Annotated in this window: 3 protein-coding genes (1 of these 3 cut by a window edge); 1 reads left to right on the forward strand and 2 read right to left on the reverse strand. The window is 71.4% G+C overall.

The window, feature by feature from the left end; all coding sequences use genetic code 11:
* Both GTY96_RS19590 and GTY96_RS19595 read right to left on the reverse strand, forming a co-directional pair.
* Positions 1-14,548: the beginning of a non-ribosomal peptide synthase/polyketide synthase gene (locus tag GTY96_RS19590; protein WP_161665495.1), read on the reverse strand. 22,544 nt of this gene lie to the left of the window's left edge; only the first 14,548 of its 37,092 coding nucleotides appear in the window; the start codon lies at positions 14,546-14,548; the stop codon falls past the left edge of the window.
* A gap of 138 nt (positions 14,549-14,686) precedes the next feature.
* A complete protein-coding gene (locus GTY96_RS19595; protein WP_161665496.1) occupies positions 14,687-16,954 on the reverse strand; it encodes a TIGR02266 family protein in 2,268 nt (755 codons plus the stop codon).
* A gap of 164 nt (positions 16,955-17,118) precedes the next feature.
* On the opposite strand from GTY96_RS19595, the gene guaB reads away from it, so the two are divergent.
* Positions 17,119-18,576 (forward strand): IMP dehydrogenase, encoded by a 1,458-nt coding sequence (gene guaB / locus GTY96_RS19600; protein WP_143904590.1) that lies wholly within the window; start codon positions 17,119-17,121, stop codon positions 18,574-18,576.
* Positions 18,577-18,625: the final 49 nt, after the last annotated feature.

Consider the following 18,625-nt stretch of genomic DNA (forward strand, 5'->3'; position numbering starts at 1 on the left):
GGAGGGCGCGTGCTCGCGGCTCCACCCAGACGGTCTTCTCCTGGAAGGCATACGTCGGCAGGTGCAACCGCAGGCGCTGCTCGTCTGCGTAGAACGCGCGCCAGTCCACCGGGACGCCCGCCTCCCAGAGCGCGCCCACGGTCCGGAGCCACGACTGCTGCTCCGTCGTCGTCCCACCCGGTTGCAGGGACGACAGCGCATGGACGCGATTGTCATCCAACATCAGGTTCGAGCGAACCAGCGAAGCCACGTCATGCCCCGGGCCGACCTCCAGGAACAACGCGCAGCCTTCCTGCTCCTGCAGCGTGCGCACCGCGGTGATGAACCCCACCGGCTGGCGCATCTGCTCCGTCCAATAGGCTGGATCCGCGAGCTGCCCCGGTCGGGCCCGCATCCCCGTGAGGCTGGACACGTACGTCACCGCAGGCTCCGAGCGGCGCAACGTCCCCACCACCCGCGCCAGCTCCGGCATCAGCGGTTCCACGTCCGCCGAATGGAACGCATGCGGGGCGGGCAATCGCACCGCGCTCACCCTCCGGCTCCGCAGCTCCGCCCTCAAGCGCTCCACGTCCTCCACCGGCCCGGACACCACGCACTGGTCATGCGCGTTGATGGCCGCGATCGTCATCCGTCCAGACAGCAGCGGCTCGACATGCACCCGGTTCAGCCCCACCGCGAGCATGGCCCCCGGTGGCATGCGGTGCATCAGCTCCCCCCGCGTCACCGCGAGCCGCAGCGCGTCCTCCAAGGACAGCGCGCCCGCGACACACGCCGCCGCGTACTCGCCGAAGCTGTGCCCCAGCACGGCGTGCGGCGTCACCCCCAGCTCCATCCAGAGCCGCGCCAGGGACACCTGCACGCTGAACAGCGCGGGCAGCGCGACGCGCGTGTCCGCGAGGTCCGCCGTGGCCTCCGCCTCCGAGCCAGCGGCAGGTGACAGCAGGCTCTCCACCCGCGAGCGCAGCGGCCGCTCCATCAGCGCGAGGCACGCGTCCAGATGCGCCCGGAACCTCGGCGACGCCTGGGCCAGGTCGCGTCCCATGGCGACCCGCTGCGTGCCCTGACCAGAGAACACGAACGCCACGCGCGGCGCGCGAGGCGAGCTCTTCAAGAATGCCGACACCCCCTTGCGCAACACCCGCGACAGCTCGCCCGAGTCCTTCACGAGCAGCGTCGTGCGGTACTCGAACACCTTGCGCCCCACGGCGTGCGTGAAGGCCAGATCCGCCAGCGCCCTCGTGTCCATCCCATCCGCGGCGAGCGACTCCAACTGTCGCGCCGCCGCATCCACCGCCTGTGGCGTGCGCGCGGACAGCAGGATGAGCTGGTGGGTACGCGGGGTGGAACCACTCTGCCGCATGGGGGCTTCCTCGAGGATGGCGTGGGCATTGGTACCGCCAATGCCGAAGGAGCTGACGGCGGCGAAGCGGGGCGTCTCGCCCCGAGGCCATGACCGCGCATGGGTGTTGACGAAGAACGGCCCCGCGTCGAAGTCGATGCGCGGGTTGGGCCGCTCGAAGTGGAGGCTCGGCGGAATCTCGCCGTGATGCAGGGACAGCGCGGCCTTCATCAGCCCCGCGAGGCCCGCGACCGTGTCCAGGTGGCCCACGTTCGTCTTCAGCGACCCCAGCGCGATCCGTCCCTGGTGCGCCGGCCCCAGGCCATACGCGCGCATCAGGGCGGCCACTTCCATGGGGTCGCCCAGCGGCGTCGCGGTGCCGTGCGCCTCCACGTAGCCGATGGCCTCTGGCGCCACGCCCGCGTTCGCCAACGCCTGCCGCACGACGGCCGCCTGCCCCTGCACGCTGGGCGCGGTGAAGCCGGACTTGTTCCGGCCGTCGTTGTTGAGGGCCGACCCCCGGATGACGGCGTAGATGGCGTCCCCATCCCGCCGCGCGTCCTCCAGGCGCTTGAGCACCACCGCGCCCACGCCGTTGCCCGAAAGCGTGCCCTGCGCCTTCTCGTCGAATGCGCGGCAGTGGCCATCCGGGGAGAAGATCAACCCCTCCTGGTGCACGTAGCCCGTGCGCTGCGGCAGCGACAGCCGCGTCGCCCCCGCGAGCGCGACGTCGGACTGGCCCACCCGGAGGCTCTGGCAGGCCATGTGCACCGCCACCAGCCCCGTCGAGCAGGCGGTGTACAGCAGCGTGCTCTCTCCCGTGAGGCCCAGCTTGAAGGACGTCTTCGTCGCCAGGCTCTCATGCGTGGCGGTGCCGTGCAGCTCCATGAACGACGCGGCGTCCAGCGGCATCGCCTGTCGCACGGCCTCCATGTAGCCAGAGCCCGTGGCCCCCGCGTACAGCGAGATGGCGCCCGGGAAGCGATCCGGATCGATACCCGCGTCCTCCAGCGCGGTCCACGCCGTCTGGAGGAACAGGCGCTGCTGTGGATCCGTGAACTGGGCCTCACGCAGGGACATCTCGAAGAAGGCGTGGTCGAACTTGTCCACGCCGTCTAGCACTCCCGCGGCAGGGACGAACCCGGGGTGGTGCCACAGCTCCAACCCGTCCGGCAGGCCGGGCAGGTGCTCCAGCTCCTCGGGCGAGAAGCGCGTGATGGACTCCACGCCCTCGCGCAGGTTGCGCCAGAACTCCGCCACCGTCATCGCGCCGGGGAAGCGGCCCGCCATGCCGATGATCGCGATGGCGCCGGAGGTGCCCGACCTCGGGGCCTCGCGAGGGCGGTGGCCGGGCTCCTGAGACACGGGACTGGCGGTGGACCCGGGCCCCTGGTCCTCTCGCTCCAGCCGCTGGACGAGTCCTTCCACCGTGGGGTGCTCGAACAGCCACACCACGGGCAGCTCACGGCCCAGCTCCTCGCGCAGGGCCGCCGCGAGCCGCACCACGGACAGCGACGTGCCGCCCAGGTCGTCGAAGAGGTGGTCCTGGACGCCCACGCGGTCGGCGCCCAGCGACCGGGCGAAGAGGGACGCCAGCCGCTGCTCCAACGGATGGGTGGGCTCGACGAAGCGGCCCTGCCGTCCGGTGGACGCGGCGTCCGGCGCGGGCAGGGCCTTGCGGTCCACCTTGCCGCTGGGATTCAGGGGCAGGGTGGGGAGCGTCACGAACACCGACGGCACCATGTACTCCGGCAGCCGCAGCCTCAGGGCCGCGCGCAGGGCCGAGGCCTCCAGCACCTGCCCGGCGCTGGGCATCGCATAGGCGACGAGCCGCTTGTCGCCGGGCACGTCCTCCCGCACCACCGCCGCGACCTCCTGCACGGAGGGCAGCTCGCGCAGGGCCGCCTCCACCTCCGCCAGCTCGATGCGGAAGCCCCGCACCTTCACCTGATGGTCGACGCGGCCCAGGAACTCCAGCGTCCCATCCGCGCGCCAGCGGACCAGGTCTCCGGTGCGATACAGCCGCGCGCCGGGGTTCGAGCCGTACGCATCCGGGACGAAGCGCTCCGCCGTCAGGTCCGGCCTGGACACATAGCCGCGCGCCACGCCGTCACCGCCGAGGTACAGCTCCCCGGGCACCCCCACCGGCACCGGGCCCAACCCCGCGTCCAGGACGTAGACAGATGTGTTCGCGAGCGGCGCGCCGATGGGCACCGACAGGCCCGCCTGCTCCGGCCGCTCGACCGTGAAGGTGGTGGCGACCACGGAGCACTCGGTGGGGCCGTAGGCGTTGGTGAACGGACGGCCCAGCGACTCCATCGCCCGGCGAACGTGCGGCGCGGAGACGATGTCGCCCCCCGCGTGCAGTTCGTTCAGACGCCCGAGCAGCTCCGGCCGGTGCGTCACGAGCTGCGCGAAGAGGCCGGCCGGCAGGTGGATGAAAGTGACGCCATGCCGCTCCACCACGCGGGCGAGCGCATCCATGTCCCCCGCGGGCACCTGTCCCGGAAAGACGACGAGCCGGCCACCATGAAGCAGCGGGGTCCACAGCTCCAGCACGGAGCCGTCGAAGGACACGGGCGCGAAGAGCAGCCCCGTGTCCCGCGCGCCGTACCGGGAATACGGCGCCGCGTGCACGAGGCGCAGCAGGCCGCGCTGTTCGATGCCCACCCCCTTGGGCCGTCCGCCGCTGCCGGAGGTGAAGATGACGTAGGCCAGGTGGCGTGACCCCAAGCCCGTCACCGGGGCGGAGACAGGGCAGGTGGCCAGCGACAGCTCCTCCACGAAGAGGCAGGGCAGGGATGCGTCGGGCAGGTGCAACCGTCCGCGCAGCTCGCGCGTGGTGAGCAACAGGTGCGGCCGTGCATCCTCCAGCATGAAGCCCAGCCGCTGCGCGGGATACGACGCGTCCAGGGGCACGTAGGCCCCGCCGGCCTTGAGGATTCCAAGCACCGCGACGACGAAGCCCACGGAGCGCTCCAGACACAGCGCCACCGGCACATCCGGCCCCACGCCCTGGCCGCGCAGGAAGTGCGCGAGCTGATTGGCCCGCGCGTCCAGCCGCGCGTACGTCAAGCGCTCGTCGCCGTCCTCCACCGCGATCGCGTCCGGGTGCCGCGAGGCCTCCTCCGCGAACCGCGCCGCCACGGTGCTGTCGGCGGGGTAGGGGCGGGCGGTGTCGTTCCACGCGACGAGCACCTGCTGGCGCTCCGGAGGCGTGAGCCACGGCAGCCGGGCCAGCGGAACATCCGGGCCTTCGACGGCGGCCTCCAACAGCACGCGCAGGTGTCCAGCGAGGCGGGCCACGGTGTCGCGCTCGAAGAGGTCGGTGCTGTATTCGATGGCGCCGCGCAGTCCGTCCGGTGTCTCCGTGAGGAGGAGGCTCAGGTCGAAGTGCGCCGTGCCCGAGTCGACGTCCAGCAACTCCAGCGTCAGCCCCGGCGCCTCGAGCACGCCAGCGGGGGCGTTCTGGAGCGCGAAGACGGCCTGCACCAGTGGCGTGCGGCCCAGGTCGCGCGGCACCTGAAGCTCCTCCACCAGCTTCTCGAACGGCAGGTCCTGGTGCTCATAGGCCGCGAGCGTCGTGTCCCGCACCTGCGCCATGAGCTCGCGGAAGGACGCCTCCGGACGGATGCGCGCACGCAGCGCCAGCGTGTTGACGAAGAAGCCGACCAGCCCCTCCACGTCGTCGTGGTTGCGGCCCGCGATGGGCGCGCCCACCAGCAGGTCGTCCTGCCGGCTATAGCGCGACAACAGCACCTGCCACGCGGCCAGGAGCGCCATGAACGAGGTGGCCCCATCGCGTCGGGCAAGGGCGCCCAGCCGCTCCGCCAGGGCCCGGGGCAGGTGCACGGGCAACAGCGCGCCATTCGCGGAGCGCCGCGGAGGCCGAGGCTTGTCGGTGGGCAGCTCCAACACCCGAGGCGCACCGGCGAGCTGTTCCTTCCACCACGCCACCTCCCGCGCGAGCACGTCGCCCTGGAGCCATCCGCGCTGCCACACGGCGAAGTCCGCGTACTGGATGGGCAGGGGATCCAGGGCGGGGGCCCGTCCGGAAGCGAAGGCCGCATAGGCCGTGGCGACCTCTCGCACCACCACGCCCACGGACCAGCCGTCGGAGACGATGTGGTGCATGCCCAGCAGCAGCACGTGGTGCGTCGCGTCCAGCCGCAAGAGCCGCGTGCGAAGGAGCGGCCCCGTGCCCAGGTCGAAGGGTCGTCCCGCCTCCTCCAACGCCAGCCGCCGCACCTCCGCCTCTTGGTCTCCGGGCGGCACGTCGCCCAGGTCCGCCAGCGGCAGCATCCAGCCGCTCGCGGGGTGGATGACCTGCACGGGGTCTGGGACCTTCAGCGTGAACGTGGTGCGAAGGGCCTCGTGGCGGGCGACAAGCGCCTCCAGCGCGCGGCGCAGGGCCTCCGCGTCCAAGGCCCCCTCCATCCGCACGGCGCCAAGCAGGACGTACGGCGTGACTCCGGGCTGGAGCTGTTCCAGCACCCACAGCCGCTGCTGGGCAAAGGACAGGGGCGGCTCGAAGTCCCGCGCCACCTTCTGGAGCGCGGGCAGCGCGGGAGCGTCGCTGCGCGAGAGGAGCCGGGCCTCCACCTGCTCGGTGACATCAGCGACGGTGGCGCCCTCGAAGAGGCTCCGCATGGGCACCTCCACCTGGAACGTGGCGCGCAGCCGCGACAGCAGCCGCGTGGCCAGCAACGAGTGGCCCCCCAGGGCGAAGAAGTCGTCGTGCACCCCCACGTGCGCCACCCGCAGCACCTCGCGGAACAGGCCGGCGACCCGCTGCTGGAAGGGCGTCATCCGCTGGGGCCTCGAGGGCTCCGCGACGCCCGAGCGTGCCACCGGAGCAGGCAGGGCCTTTCGATCCACCTTGCCCACGGGCGTGAGCGGCAGGGCGTCCAGCGACACGAACGCGGCCGGAACCAGCGGTGCGGGCAGCCGTTCGGCGACGAACGCACGGAGCGCTTCGTCATCCACCGGAGAAGCGGGGACGAGCCACGCCACGAGGCGCGGATCACCCGCGCCGTCATCGAACACGCCGGCCACCACGGCCTTCACCGACGGGTGCTGACGGACGACGGCCTCCACCTCGCTGAGCTCGATGCGGAAGCCGCGCAGCTTCACCTGCGTGTCCATGCGGCCCAGGAAGTCCAACGTGCCGTCCGCGAGCCACCGCACGCGGTCGCCCGTGCGGTACAGCCGCGCGCCCGGCACATCGCCAAACGGCGAGGGCACGAAGCGCTCCGCCGTGAGCGCGGGGCGGCCCAGGTAGCCGCGTGCGAGTCCGTCGCCGCCCAGGTACAGCTCGCCCGGGATGCCCACGGGAACGGGCTGGCCGTGCGCATCCAGCACATAGGCCTGGACCCGCGTCATCGGCCGGCCGATGGGCACCGACGTGGCGTGCTCCGGCAGGTCCACGATGTCGTGCGTGGTGACGCCCACGGTCGTCTCCGTGGGGCCATACAGGTTCACCAATCGGCCCGGCGCCCCCGCCCGCAACACCGCGCGAGCCGCGTCCGCGTTCGCCGCTTCCCCCGCGAAGAGCAGCACCCGCATCGTGGCGAAAGCGTCCGGAACCTCACGCGCGACGGTGTGGAACAGGGCCGTGGGGAGCAAGGCCGTGGTGGCGCCCACTTCGCGAAGCGTTCGCGCCAGCTCCGCCGGGGCCAGCATCACCTCGCGCGGAACGATGACCAGCCGGGCGCCGTTGAGCAGCGCGCCCCAGATCTCGAAGGTGGCCAGATCGAACGCGGGCGTACCCGCTTGCGCCATGCGGTCGTCCGGCCCCAGCCTCACGTAGTTCGTGTCCCGGACCAGGTGCACGATGGACTGATGCGTGATGCCCACGCCCTTGGGCGTACCCGTGGAGCCGGACGTGTAGAGCACGTAGGCCAGTTGCGCCGGCAGCGCATCCGCTCGCACGGGGGCGGCGCTGTCGTGTGAAAGCGCGGCGCGTTCGGTCTCCAGGACCACCGTCGGCCAGCCCTGCCCGAGCAGGGTGGGGGGCAGCGCCCGCTCCGTGATCACCAGGGACAGCGCCGCGTCCTGGAACATGAACGCGAGCCGCGCGACGGGGTAGGCCGGATCCAACGGCACATAGCAACCGCCCGCCTTGAGGACACCGATCATGCCCACGATGAGGTCCAGGCCGCGCTCCAGGAACAACCCCACACGGCCCTCGGGACGCAGGCCCCGCGATAGCAGGTGCCGCGCCAGTTGGTTCGAGCGGGCATCCAGCTCCCCATAGGTCAGGCTCCGGCCCTCGTGCGCGACGGCCACGGCGCCAGGAGCCCGCTGGACGTGGGCCGCGAAGAGACCCAGGAGGGTGTCTTCCTCCCGGAGCGGCCGAGACTCCGGTGCGCTGAAGGTCCCGAGCACCTGTGCGCGTTCGGCCGAGTCCATCAAGGGCAGCAGGGCCACGGGCGTCATCGCGTCGCGCGCCACGGCCTCCAACAGGACCCCGAAGTGGGTGGCGAACCGCGCCGCCGCCTCCCGGGAGAAGAGGTCGCGGCTGTATTCGAGCGTTCCCTCCAGCCCGCCATCCCGCGCGGTGAGCGACAAGAGGAGATCGAAGCGCGCCGTCCCGGTCGTGGTGGGCAGCCGCTCCATGTGAACCCCAGGCAGCGCGAGCGCGGGCAGCGGGGTGTTCTGCAGCACGAACATCGCCTGGAACAGCGAAGCGCGCTCGCCGCCGCGCGCCGGACCCAGCGCCTCCACGAGCCGTTCGTAGGGCACGTCCTGCCGTGCGTACGCGGCCAGCGAGGACTCGCGCACGCGCGCCAGCAGCTCATGGAAGCGCGGGGCGCCGTCCAGGCGAGCACGCAGCACCAGCGTGTTGAGGAACACGCCCATGAGGGGTTCCAGCTCTGGACGGAAGCGGTGGGCCACCGGCGTGCCCACGGCGAAGTCCTCCTGCCCGGAGTAGCGCGACAGCAGGGCCTGATAACCAGCCATCAGCACCATGAACAGCGTGGCGTCGCGGTCACGGCCCACCTGCTCCAGCGTGCGCACCAGGGGCGCCGGCAGCGTGAAGACAAGGCTGCCTCCCCGCGTCGTCCGGGCCCCGGACAGGCTCTGTCCAGGCAACGCCAACACCGGCGTTTCCTTCAGGGACTCCTTCAACGCCTCCAGGTGGGCCCGCGTCGCGTCCGACGCTCCCTCCTGGCGCTGCCATGCGGCGACATCCGCGGCCTGCACCTCCAGGGCGGGCAGCGGTGAGGACCGGCCCGCGGTGAACGCCTCATAGAGGCTGCCCACCTCGTGCACGAGCACGCCCATGGACCAGCCATCCGTGACGATGTGGTGCATGCACAGGAGCAGCACATGTTCTTCGGGCGCGAGCCGCAGCAGTCGCGTGCGCAGCAACGGGCCGGTGCTCAGGTCGAACGGCAGGGCCGCGTCGTCGCGCAGGTGGCGCCGCAGGGCGTCCTCGCGAGCCGCGCCTCCCGGCAGGTCCTCCACCGGGAGAGGCCACTCGGAGGGCGTGGGGTGGATGCGCTGGGATGGCTCGCCGTCGCGCTCATGGAACGTGGTGCGCAGCGGTTCATGCCGGCGGACGACCTCCGCGAACACGCGGCGCAGCACCTCCGCGTTCACGGGGCCCCTCAGCCACATGGCCAGGGGGATGTTGTAGAGCGCCTGTCCCGGATCCATCTGTTCCAGGAACCACATGCGCTGCTGCGCGAACGACAGCGGCAGGTCCCCGACACGGGACATGACGGGGATGGGCGAAACAGGCGTCCCAGAAGAAGGGACTTCTTGGATGCGCTCCGCGAGCCGCGCCACGGTGGGGGCGTCGAACAGCGCGCGCACGGGAAGGTCCACGCCGAACCGAACCGCCATACGGGCGATGAGCTGGGTGGCCAGCAGCGAGTGCCCGCCGAGCGCGAAGAAGTCATCGTCCACGCCGACGTGCTCCACATGCAGCACGTCCTGGAACAGCGAGGCCAGCTTCTGCTGGAGGGGCGTCCGAAGCGCGCCGTCCTTTGAGCCGGCGGCCGACGTGGCGCTGGGGACGGGAAGGGCGCGGCGGTCCACCTTCCCGTTGGGGGTCAGTGGCAGGGCGTCCAGGCCGACGAAGGCGGTGGGCACCATGTACTCGGGGACATGGGAGCGCAGGTGCTCACGAAGGGCGCTGGCCTCCGGGGTCGCTGGGGCCACGTAGGCCACCAGCCGCGACTCACCGGGCACGTCCTCGCGGACGACGACCACCGTCTCGCGGACCTCCGGATGCAAGCGGAGCGCGGCTTCGATGTCCCCCGGCTCGATGCGGAAGCCACGGACCTTCACCTGATGATCCACACGGCCCAGGAACTCCAGCGTCCCGTCCGCGCGCCACCGCGCCCGGTCGCCCGTGCGATACATCCGTGCACCAGGCTCGTCCCGGAACGCATCCGGGAGGAAGCGCTCGGCGGTCAGGTCCGTCCGGCCCAGGTAGCCGCGCACGACGCCTTCGCCCCCGATGAACACCTCCCCGGGCACGCCCACGGGAACCGGCGTGAGGCGCGCGTCCAACAGGTACAGCGAGGTGTTCGCCAGCGGCCGCCCCAGGGGGACCGTCCCGGCCGACTCCGCCTCCACGGGGTGCAGCGACGACCACACCGTCGTCTCGGTGGGGCCATACATGTTGAGCAGCGCCGGAACCCGTGTCCGCAACCGCGCGGCGAGCTCCCCCGGGAACGCCTCACCGCCGACCAACAGTTGGTGCAGGTTGCCCAACGCGCGCAGGGCGCGGGGATCCTCCACCAGCGCCCGTGCGTAGGACGGCGTGCACTGCAAGTGGGTGATGCCGTGCCGCTCCAGCAGGTCCGCGAGCGCGACAGGCTCCAGCCCTGAAGGCGCGAGCACCACCTGGAAGCCCCGCGTCCACGTCCAGAGCAACTCCAGCACGGAGATGTCGAACGAGATGCTTGTCACCGCGAGCCAGGTGCCCGGACGCGGAGACACGTGCGCGTCCATCGCGTGGAAGAAGTTCATCACCGTCGTGTGCGGCACCGCCACGCCCTTGGGCCGCCCCGTGGAACCCGACGTGTAGAGCACGTACGCGAGCGACCCCGCATCGCGCGGAGGCGCCACGAAGCCCTGGCCCACTGAGGGGTCCAGCGCGTCCAGGAAGAGCCGCCGCGACGCACGCACGTCGAGCACGCCCTGCAGGTGACGCATGCTCACGAGGACCCGAGCCCCCGAGTCCGCCCACATCGCGGAGAGCCGCTGCGCCGGATATGCGGGATCCAATGGCAGGTAGGCCGCTCCCGCTTCGAGGATGCCGAGCAACCCCACCGCCAGCTCCACCGAGCGCTCCACGCACAGCCCGACCACGGACTCCGGTCCCACGCCCCGCTGGCGAAGCGCATGCGCCACGAGCCGGGAGCGATGGAGAAGCTCCCGGTACGTCACCCGTGTCTCGCCCACGACGAGCGCCACGGCGTCCGGCGTGCGCGCCGCCTGGGCCGCGAACAGCGAGGACGCGGTGGCCTTGGAAGCGAAGTCGGAGTCCGGGCCACGGGCCAGTCGCAGCAGCCGTACTGACTCCGCTGCATCCAGCCACGGGAGCGAATCCACCCGGCACGAGGGGTCCGCGACCGCGCCCTCGAGCAGCACGCGCAGGTGCCCGGCCAACCGGGTCACGGAGCCAGCGTCGAACAGGTTGGTGGCGTACTCCAGCCAGCCCTCGAAGCCCCGAGCGGACTCGGCCAGGGACAACGTCAGGTCGAACATCGCGGTGCCGGTGTGAACGTCCAGAAGGCGCGACTGGAGGCCCGGCAGTACCGGAGCGCCCACCTGCGCGCCCTGGAGGATGAACATCACCTGGAACAGCGGCGTGTGCCCGCGCTCGCGATTGGGCTGAAGCGCCTCCACCAGCTTCTCGAACGGCACATCCTGGTGCGCATACGCACCCATCGCCGTCACCCGGACACGGTCCAGCAGCTCCCGGAACGTGGGCGCGCCAGACAGCCGGGTGCGCATCACCAGCGTATTGACGAAGAGCCCCACCAGTCCCTGGAGCTCCGCGCGGCTTCGGCCCGCGATGGCCGTGCCCACGCTGACGTCGTCCTGTCCCGAACGACGCGCGAGCACCGCCTGGAAGCCCGCGAGCAGCACCATGAAGGGCGTCACGCCCTCGCGCACCGCCAGCGCGCGCACGGCATCCGCCAGCCGGCGGTCCAACACCACCGGCACCCGCGCGCCGGTCGACTTTCGTTCGGCCGGGCGTGGCCGGTCGGTGGCCAGCTCCAACAGCGGCGGGGCGCCCGTCAGCTGCTCACGCCAGAAGTCCAACCGCGAAGCCAACGCGGCTCCGTTCAAGGAAGCCCGCTGCCATTCGGCGAAGTCGGCGTACCGCAGCGGCAGGGCGGGCAGGGGGGATGGCCGTCCCTCGCGCAGCGCCGCGTAGAGCGAGGACAGCTCGCGCACGAGCACCGCCATGGAGGCGCCGTCGGACACGGCGTGGTGCATGACCAGCACCAGCACGTGCGTGCCCGCATCCAGCGTGAGGAGCGAGGCGCGCACGAGCGGGCCGCGCGACAGGTCGAACGGGCGGCGGGCCTCTTCGTGGGCCCACCGGGAGGCTTCGGCCTCGCGAGCCTCGGCCGGGAGGGAGTCCAGCGACACGCGGGTGAGCGGCAGCGTCGCGGCCGGGGCGATGACCTGGAGCGGCCGGCCGTCATCCTCGCGGAAGGTGGTCCTCAGCGCGTCATGCCGGGCCGAGAGCGCCGCGAGGCTGCCCTCCAGCGCGGGCACATCCAGTTGCCCGTCCAGTCGAATCGCGGCGGGCAGGTTGTAGGTCGCGTCACCGGGCGCATACCGGTCCATGAACCACAGGCGCGCTTGCGCGAAGGACACCGCGCGGTCGCCCGCCGCGTCCCGGCGTCGGAGCGTGCTCGGCGCGTGGCCGGAGGAATCACGGAGCGTGAGCAGCCGCGTGGCGAGCGACGCGATGCTCGGACCTTCGAGCAGCCACTCCATGGGCACCGTCAGGCCCATGGCCGTGCCCACCTCGTGCGCCAGCTCCACCGCGCCCAGTGAGTCCAGCCCGTAACGCGTCACCGGGGCCAGGACTTCGACCTCTTCGCGGCGCATGCGCGCATGCCGAGCCACAACGTCGCGAAGCCACGCCACCAGCGCCTCCGCGTCCGGTGCCAGGGCCGGTGCGTCCAGCCCAAGCCCTCCGTGAGTCGCGGAGAACGGCCCGACGGATGGCCTCCATGAAGCCGTCGGGGTTCCGCCGGAGTCCGCGCCGGTCGATGCATTCACCGCAAGGGAAGGGGACACACCACCGGACTCCACCGTCCCCGAAGCTCCGGACCGTGGACCGCCTGGGGGCATGCCAGAGGCCGAGGAACTCGCGCCGTTCGACGCCTCCACCGCGTGGGAAGGGGGCAGACCACCGGAGTCCACCGCACCCGGGGCACCGGACCCTGGACTGCGTGGAGGCTCGGGCGGCTCCTCCCGCCACGTCATCACCTCCTGCAACGTCCCCGTGAGGAAGCCCGCACGGCACGCATGCCGCTGCACCTTGCCGCTGGACGTCTTCGGCAGGCTCCCCGGCTCGATGAGCACCACCGCGTGGGCCTGCACTTCATGTGACTCCGCCAGCCGCTGCCGGATGGCACCGGCCGCCGCGTCCGCCTCCGCGAACTGCCTCCGCAGGTCTCCCAGCCGGCGCACGTCGACTTCCTGCACGACGACCGCCCGCTCCTCGCCCGCGACCTCCACCGCGAACACCGCCCCTCCACCGGGGCGGAGCGCAGGGTGGGCCGCCGACACCGTCGCCTCCAGGTCCTGGGGGTAGTGGTTCCGGCCACGCAGGATGATGAGGTCCTTGCGCCGCCCGGTGACGTACAGCTCACCGTCGGGCCGCAGGAAGCCCAGATCCCCCGTGCGCAGGAACGGCCCCGAGTCCTCGTGCGCGATGCGCGCCTGGAACGTCTCCCGCGTCGCCTCCTCGCGGCCCCAGTAGCCCCGCGCCACGCTCGAACCGGACACCCAGATCTCGCCCACCTCGCCGGGCGAGCGCCGCGCGAGCGTGTCCGGCTCCACGATGGCGATGCGCTGCTCCGCCAGCGTGCGTCCGCAGCCCACCAGCACCCGCGCCCCGGGCTCGTCCGCGCCCACGTCCTCCGCGCGGTGCTGTTCCAGCGCGTCCCCGGAGAGCGTCGCCAACACCGGAGGCGCCGCCGGCTGGCCGCCTGAGACGATCAACGTCCCTTCCGCCAGGCCGTAGCAGGGGTAGAACGCCTCGCGCCGGAAGCCGCTCGGCTCGAACGCCTCCGCGAAGCGCTCCAGCGTCTCCGGACGAATGGGCTCCGCGCCGCAGAACGCGACCTCCCACCGGCTCAAGTCCAACGCCCGCCGCTGCTCCGGCGTGCTCTTGCGCACGCACAGGTCGAACGCGAAGTTCGGCCCGCCGCTGAGGGTGCCTCCGAAGCGGGACACCGCCTCCAGCCACGCCATGGGCCGCTTGAGGAACGTCATCGGCGACATCCACACCGCCGGGAACCCGCCGTACAGCGGCTCCAGGATGCCGCCGATGAGCCCCATGTCGTGGTACGGCGGCAGCCAGATGACGGCCACGCTGTCGCGGCGCACCTGGAACGCTCCGGCGATGAGTTCCAGGTTGTGCAGCAGGTTCGCGTGCGTGAGCATCACGCCCTTCGGCGTGCCCGTGCTCCCGGACGTGTACTGGAGGAACGCGAGCGACTCCGCGCCCACGCCCTCTGGCGCCACCCAGTCCCGCTCACCCCCCTCCGGAAGCGCGTCCGTCGCCATCCAGTGCAGTGCGCGGAAGTCCGGCGCATGTTCGAAGACGAAGTCCGACAGCTCCAGGATGCCGGACGTGGTGAGCACCACCGATGCCTGCGCGTCCTGGATGATGGCGCGCAGGCGGGGCAGGGTGCGCTCCAGGCGCATCGGATCCGGCGGGTACGCCGGCACCGCCACCGCGCCCGCGTACAGACACCCGAAGAACCCCGCGACGTAGTCCAGCCCCGGGGGATACAGGAGCAGCACGCGCTCGCCCACCGCGCCCCGAGCCCGCAGCGCCGTGGCGATCCGCCGCGCGCGCGCGTCCAGGTCGAATGCGCTCCAATGCGCCTCTTCCCCCTCCGCGTCACCCAGGAAGGTGTACCGCGGCACCTGAGCGGAAGGACCCGAGGCAAGCTTCAACAGGACGCCGGGAAGGGTTCGCGAGAAGTCGTTCACGGGGGGCCATCCATGTGTCGAAACAATGTCGACACTTCTTAACAGCCCCGACGCTCGAACCCTCCAGCCACTCTCGGTGACGAGACCCTGCGCGCATCACCCACCCACTCACTCAAGAAGCGGGGATGCGTGAAAGTTTCAAGCGCGGCCGAACAACCCCTTCAACCACCCCATGAAGCCCTTTGGCTTCGACACCCCCGCGACCTCCGGAGTCACGCCCTGCGCGGCGGCCGCGGCCAGGTTGCGCGCGGCGCTGACGGAGTGCGCGCCTCCGGTGGTGGCCGAGGAGGGTGCCAACGTCGGAGGCGCCAGCACCGCGGGCGCTTCCGGCTGGGACAGCCGCGCCTTCACGGCCTCCGGCGTGTCGCGGGTGGTGAACGTGCTGACCACTTCGCGACCTGTCGTGCCCTCGCGCGCGGTCACCTTCAGCAGCGACTCGTTGTTCACCTCGAAGGTGACGGTCACCTGCACCGCGCCGCGCGGACGCTTTGGCAGGCCGGCGAGCCGCAACGTGCCCAGGTACTCATTGTCCTGCGCCCGGTCGGAGTCACCCTGGAACACGGTGAGCTCCAGCTCCGTCTGTCCATCGCGGTGCGTGGAGAGCGTGTGGACCTTGGAGGCCGGCAGCGACACGTTGCGCTCCAGCACCGGCTTGAAGCGCCCGCCGGGCAGCCCCACGCCAATGGCCATGGGCAGCACGTCGATGAGCACCACGCCTTCCAGCTGCCCCAGGCTGTGCGCCAGGAGCGCCGCGCCCAGCGCCACGGCCTCGTCCGGGTGCACGCCCTTGCTGGGCGGCCGGCCGAAGAACTGGGTGATCTTCTCGTGCACCAGCGGGAAGCGGCTCTGCCCTCCGACGAGGATCACCTCGTCGATGTCCTTGGGCCCCAGCCCCTTGGCCTGCAGCACCTCTTCACAGACCTGGACCGTGCGGTCGACCAGCTTCTCCGTCAGGGCGATCAACTTCTGCCGCGTGAGCGTGACGTCCAGGTCGTACGGCTTGTTGTCGATCATCGTCACGAAGGCCACGTGCACGCGCATCTCCGAGCGCTCGGACAGGGCGCACTTGGCCCGCTCCGCCGCGTCGTTGATGCGCTGCAGGGCCACCCGGTCCCCCTGGAAGGCGCGGCCCGTCTGCCGCTCGAACTCCTCCAGCAGGGACTCGACGATGGCGTTGTCGAAGTCGATGCCGCCCAGGAACGTGTCGCCGCCGGTGGAGATCACCTCGTAGACGGTGTCGTGCAGCTCCAGCACCGACGCGTCGAACGTGCCGCCGCCCAGGTCGTACACCAGCACGCGCTGGTTGAGCTTCTTGCCATAGCCGTACGCCAGCGCCGCCGCCGTGGGCTCGTTGAGGATGCGCTCCACGTACAGCCCCGCGAGCTTGCCCGCCTCGCGGACGGCCTGCCGCTGGTTGTCGTTGTAGTAGGCGGGCACCGTGATGACCGCCCGGGAGATGGGCTGGCCCAGCTGGTTCTGCGCCACCTCGCGCACCTCCCGGAGGATCAGCGCGGAGATCTGCTGGAGCGAGTAGATGCGATCGCCCAGCCGCACCGCCGCTTCGCCCGCCTGGCCCGCGGCGATCTCGTAGTGGAAGCGGCCCTTGATCTGCTCGACGATGGGCGACGCGTAGGGCCGGCCCACCAGCCGCTTGGCGCCGTACACGGTCTGGCGCGGGTTGGTGAGCATCTGCCCCTTGGCGGGGTGGCCCACCACCAGCCTGCCGCGCTGGTTGAACGCCAGGATGGAGGGCACCGTGTTGTGACCCTCGCGGCTGGGCAGCACCCCCGGCTTGTTGCCGCGCACGAACGCGGCGCACGAGTTCGTCGTCCCCAGGTCGATGCCGATGACAGGGCCGGCCCGGGGTGGCTCGGCCGTGTTCAGATCCAACGACTCCGCCGTCACCATCTCCAGCGCGGGTGCGGTGGGAGCGCCGGGCACATCAGCTCCGTCCCCCCGGGCGGCGCCAGGGCCGGGCTCGGCGCGCGCGGCGGAGGGGAGGGCGGGGGCGGCGGCGGGGCCAGGGACGGTGAAGTCCGCCGGGCCCACCCCGTTGGGCACGGGCGGTACGTCCGACTGGGCGTGGGGGAGGATGGCCACGGCGGCGTCCAGGAACCGGCGGGTCGGTGCGTCCGCCTCCCCGAACCTCAGGCCCATCCCGGAGATGCCCTGGCCCTGCTGACCGGTGACGAAGTGGACGATGGCCGCCGTGTAGAGGAGCCGGTCGCCGCTCGCCAGGCGGAGGTCCAGGGTGACGGCCGTGCCCGGAGGGCGGACGGCCTTGGCGCGCAAATAGATGCCCCCCCGGGTGATGTTGCCCCCGTATTTCGCCAGGAACTCCTCGGGGGTGGCGAAGGGCAGCTTCACCACCAGCCCGACCGCCCCCGCTTGATTCGAATCCGCCAAGGCCCGGTCCAAGTCCCAAGTCGTGTGTGTGGGACGCCGAGTATCACCCGAAGTCCTAGGGAACGGGCGGCAAAAAACCTTCTTCCGTTGCGCGGCTGCCGCGTAAACCGTATGGACACGCACCCGCCGGGCGCTGGTGCCCCGCGGGGCCTCCGGGAGCCCCCATGTTGAACCCCGATATCCGGTTGGCCCTCACCTTCGACGACGTGCTCCTGCTGCCCGGCGAGAGCGCCGTCACGCCCCGTGATGCCGACCTGACGACCCGCCTGACGCGCAACATCCGGCTCAACGTGCCCCTGTTGTCCGCCGCCATGGACACCGTGACGGAAGCCCGCACGGCCATCGCCATGGCCCAGGAAGGTGGCATTGGCGTCATCCACAAGAACATGACCCCCGAGCAGCAGGCGCTGGAGGTCCTCAAGGTCAAGAAGTTCGAGAGCGGCATGGTGGTGGATCCGGTCACCATCGAACCGAAGGCGCCGCTCTCTCGCGCGCTGGAGCTGATGAAGGCGCACGGCGTGTCCGGCGTCCCCGTGGTGCAGGGCAAGCGCCTGGTGGGCATCGTCACCAGCCGCGACGTGCGCTTCGAGAAGAACTTCACCCAGAAGGTCGAGGACGTGATGACGACGAAGCTCGTCACCGGCCGCGAGGGCATCTCCCAGGACGACGCCCAGAAGCTCCTCCACGAGCACCGCATCGAGAAGCTCCTCGTCGTGAACGAGGCCTATGAGCTGAAGGGCCTCATCACCATCAAGGACATCGAGAAGCGCCGCACCCACCCCTACGCGGCCAAGGACGCGAAGGGCCGCCTGCTCTGCGCCGCCGCCGTGGGCGTGTCCGCCGACCGCGAGGCCCGCATCGACGCGCTGCTCAAGGCGGGCGTGGACGTCATCGTCGTGGACACCGCGCACGGCCACTCCAAGGGCGTGCTGGAGGGCGTGCGCGACACCCGCAAGAACTTCCGCGGGTTCGACCTCATCGCCGGCAACGTGGCCACCGCGGAAGGCACGCGCGCGCTCATCGAGGCGGGCGTGGACGCGGTGAAGGTGGGCATCGGCCCGGGCTCCATCTGCACCACGCGCGTGGTGGCCGGCGTGGGCGTACCCCAGGTGACGGCGGTGGATGACTGCGCCCGCGAAGCGGACAAGCACGGCATCCCCATCATCTCCGACGGCGGCATCAAGTACTCGGGCGACATCGTCAAGGCCCTGGCCGCGGGCGCCAGCTCCGTGATGATCGGCTCGCTGTTCGCCGGCACCGAGGAGTCCCCTGGCGACGTCATCCTGTACCAGGGCCGCAGCTACAAGAGCTACCGGGGCATGGGCAGCCTGGGCGCGATGAAGCAGGGCGCCAAGGACCGCTACTTCCAGTCCGACGTGGAGGCGGTGAAGCTGGTGCCCGAAGGCATCGAGGGCCGCGTCCCGTACAAGGGCAGCCTGTCCATGAACGTGCACCAGATGCTGGGTGGCATCCGCAGCGGCATGGGCTACGTGGGGTGCGCCACCATCGAGGAGCTGCGCACGAAGGCCACCTTCACGCGCATCACGTCCGCCGGGCTCAAGGAGAGCCACGTGCACGACGTCATCATCACCGAGGAAGCGCCCAACTACCGCATGGAGTAGGGCTTCCCGCCCCGGAGGAAGCTCCGGGGCAGGGGAGGCTCCCCTGGGA

Origin of the sequence: Corallococcus silvisoli, from assembly GCF_009909145.1 — a bacterium.
GTDB classification, from domain to species: Bacteria; Myxococcota; Myxococcia; order Myxococcales; family Myxococcaceae; genus Corallococcus; species Corallococcus silvisoli.

Bases quoted from the DNA above. Each gene is read 5' to 3' on its own strand.
- guaB (WP_143904590.1), top strand. From the start codon at position 17,119: ATGTTGAACCCCGATATCCGGTTGGCCCTCACCTTCGACGACGTGCTC.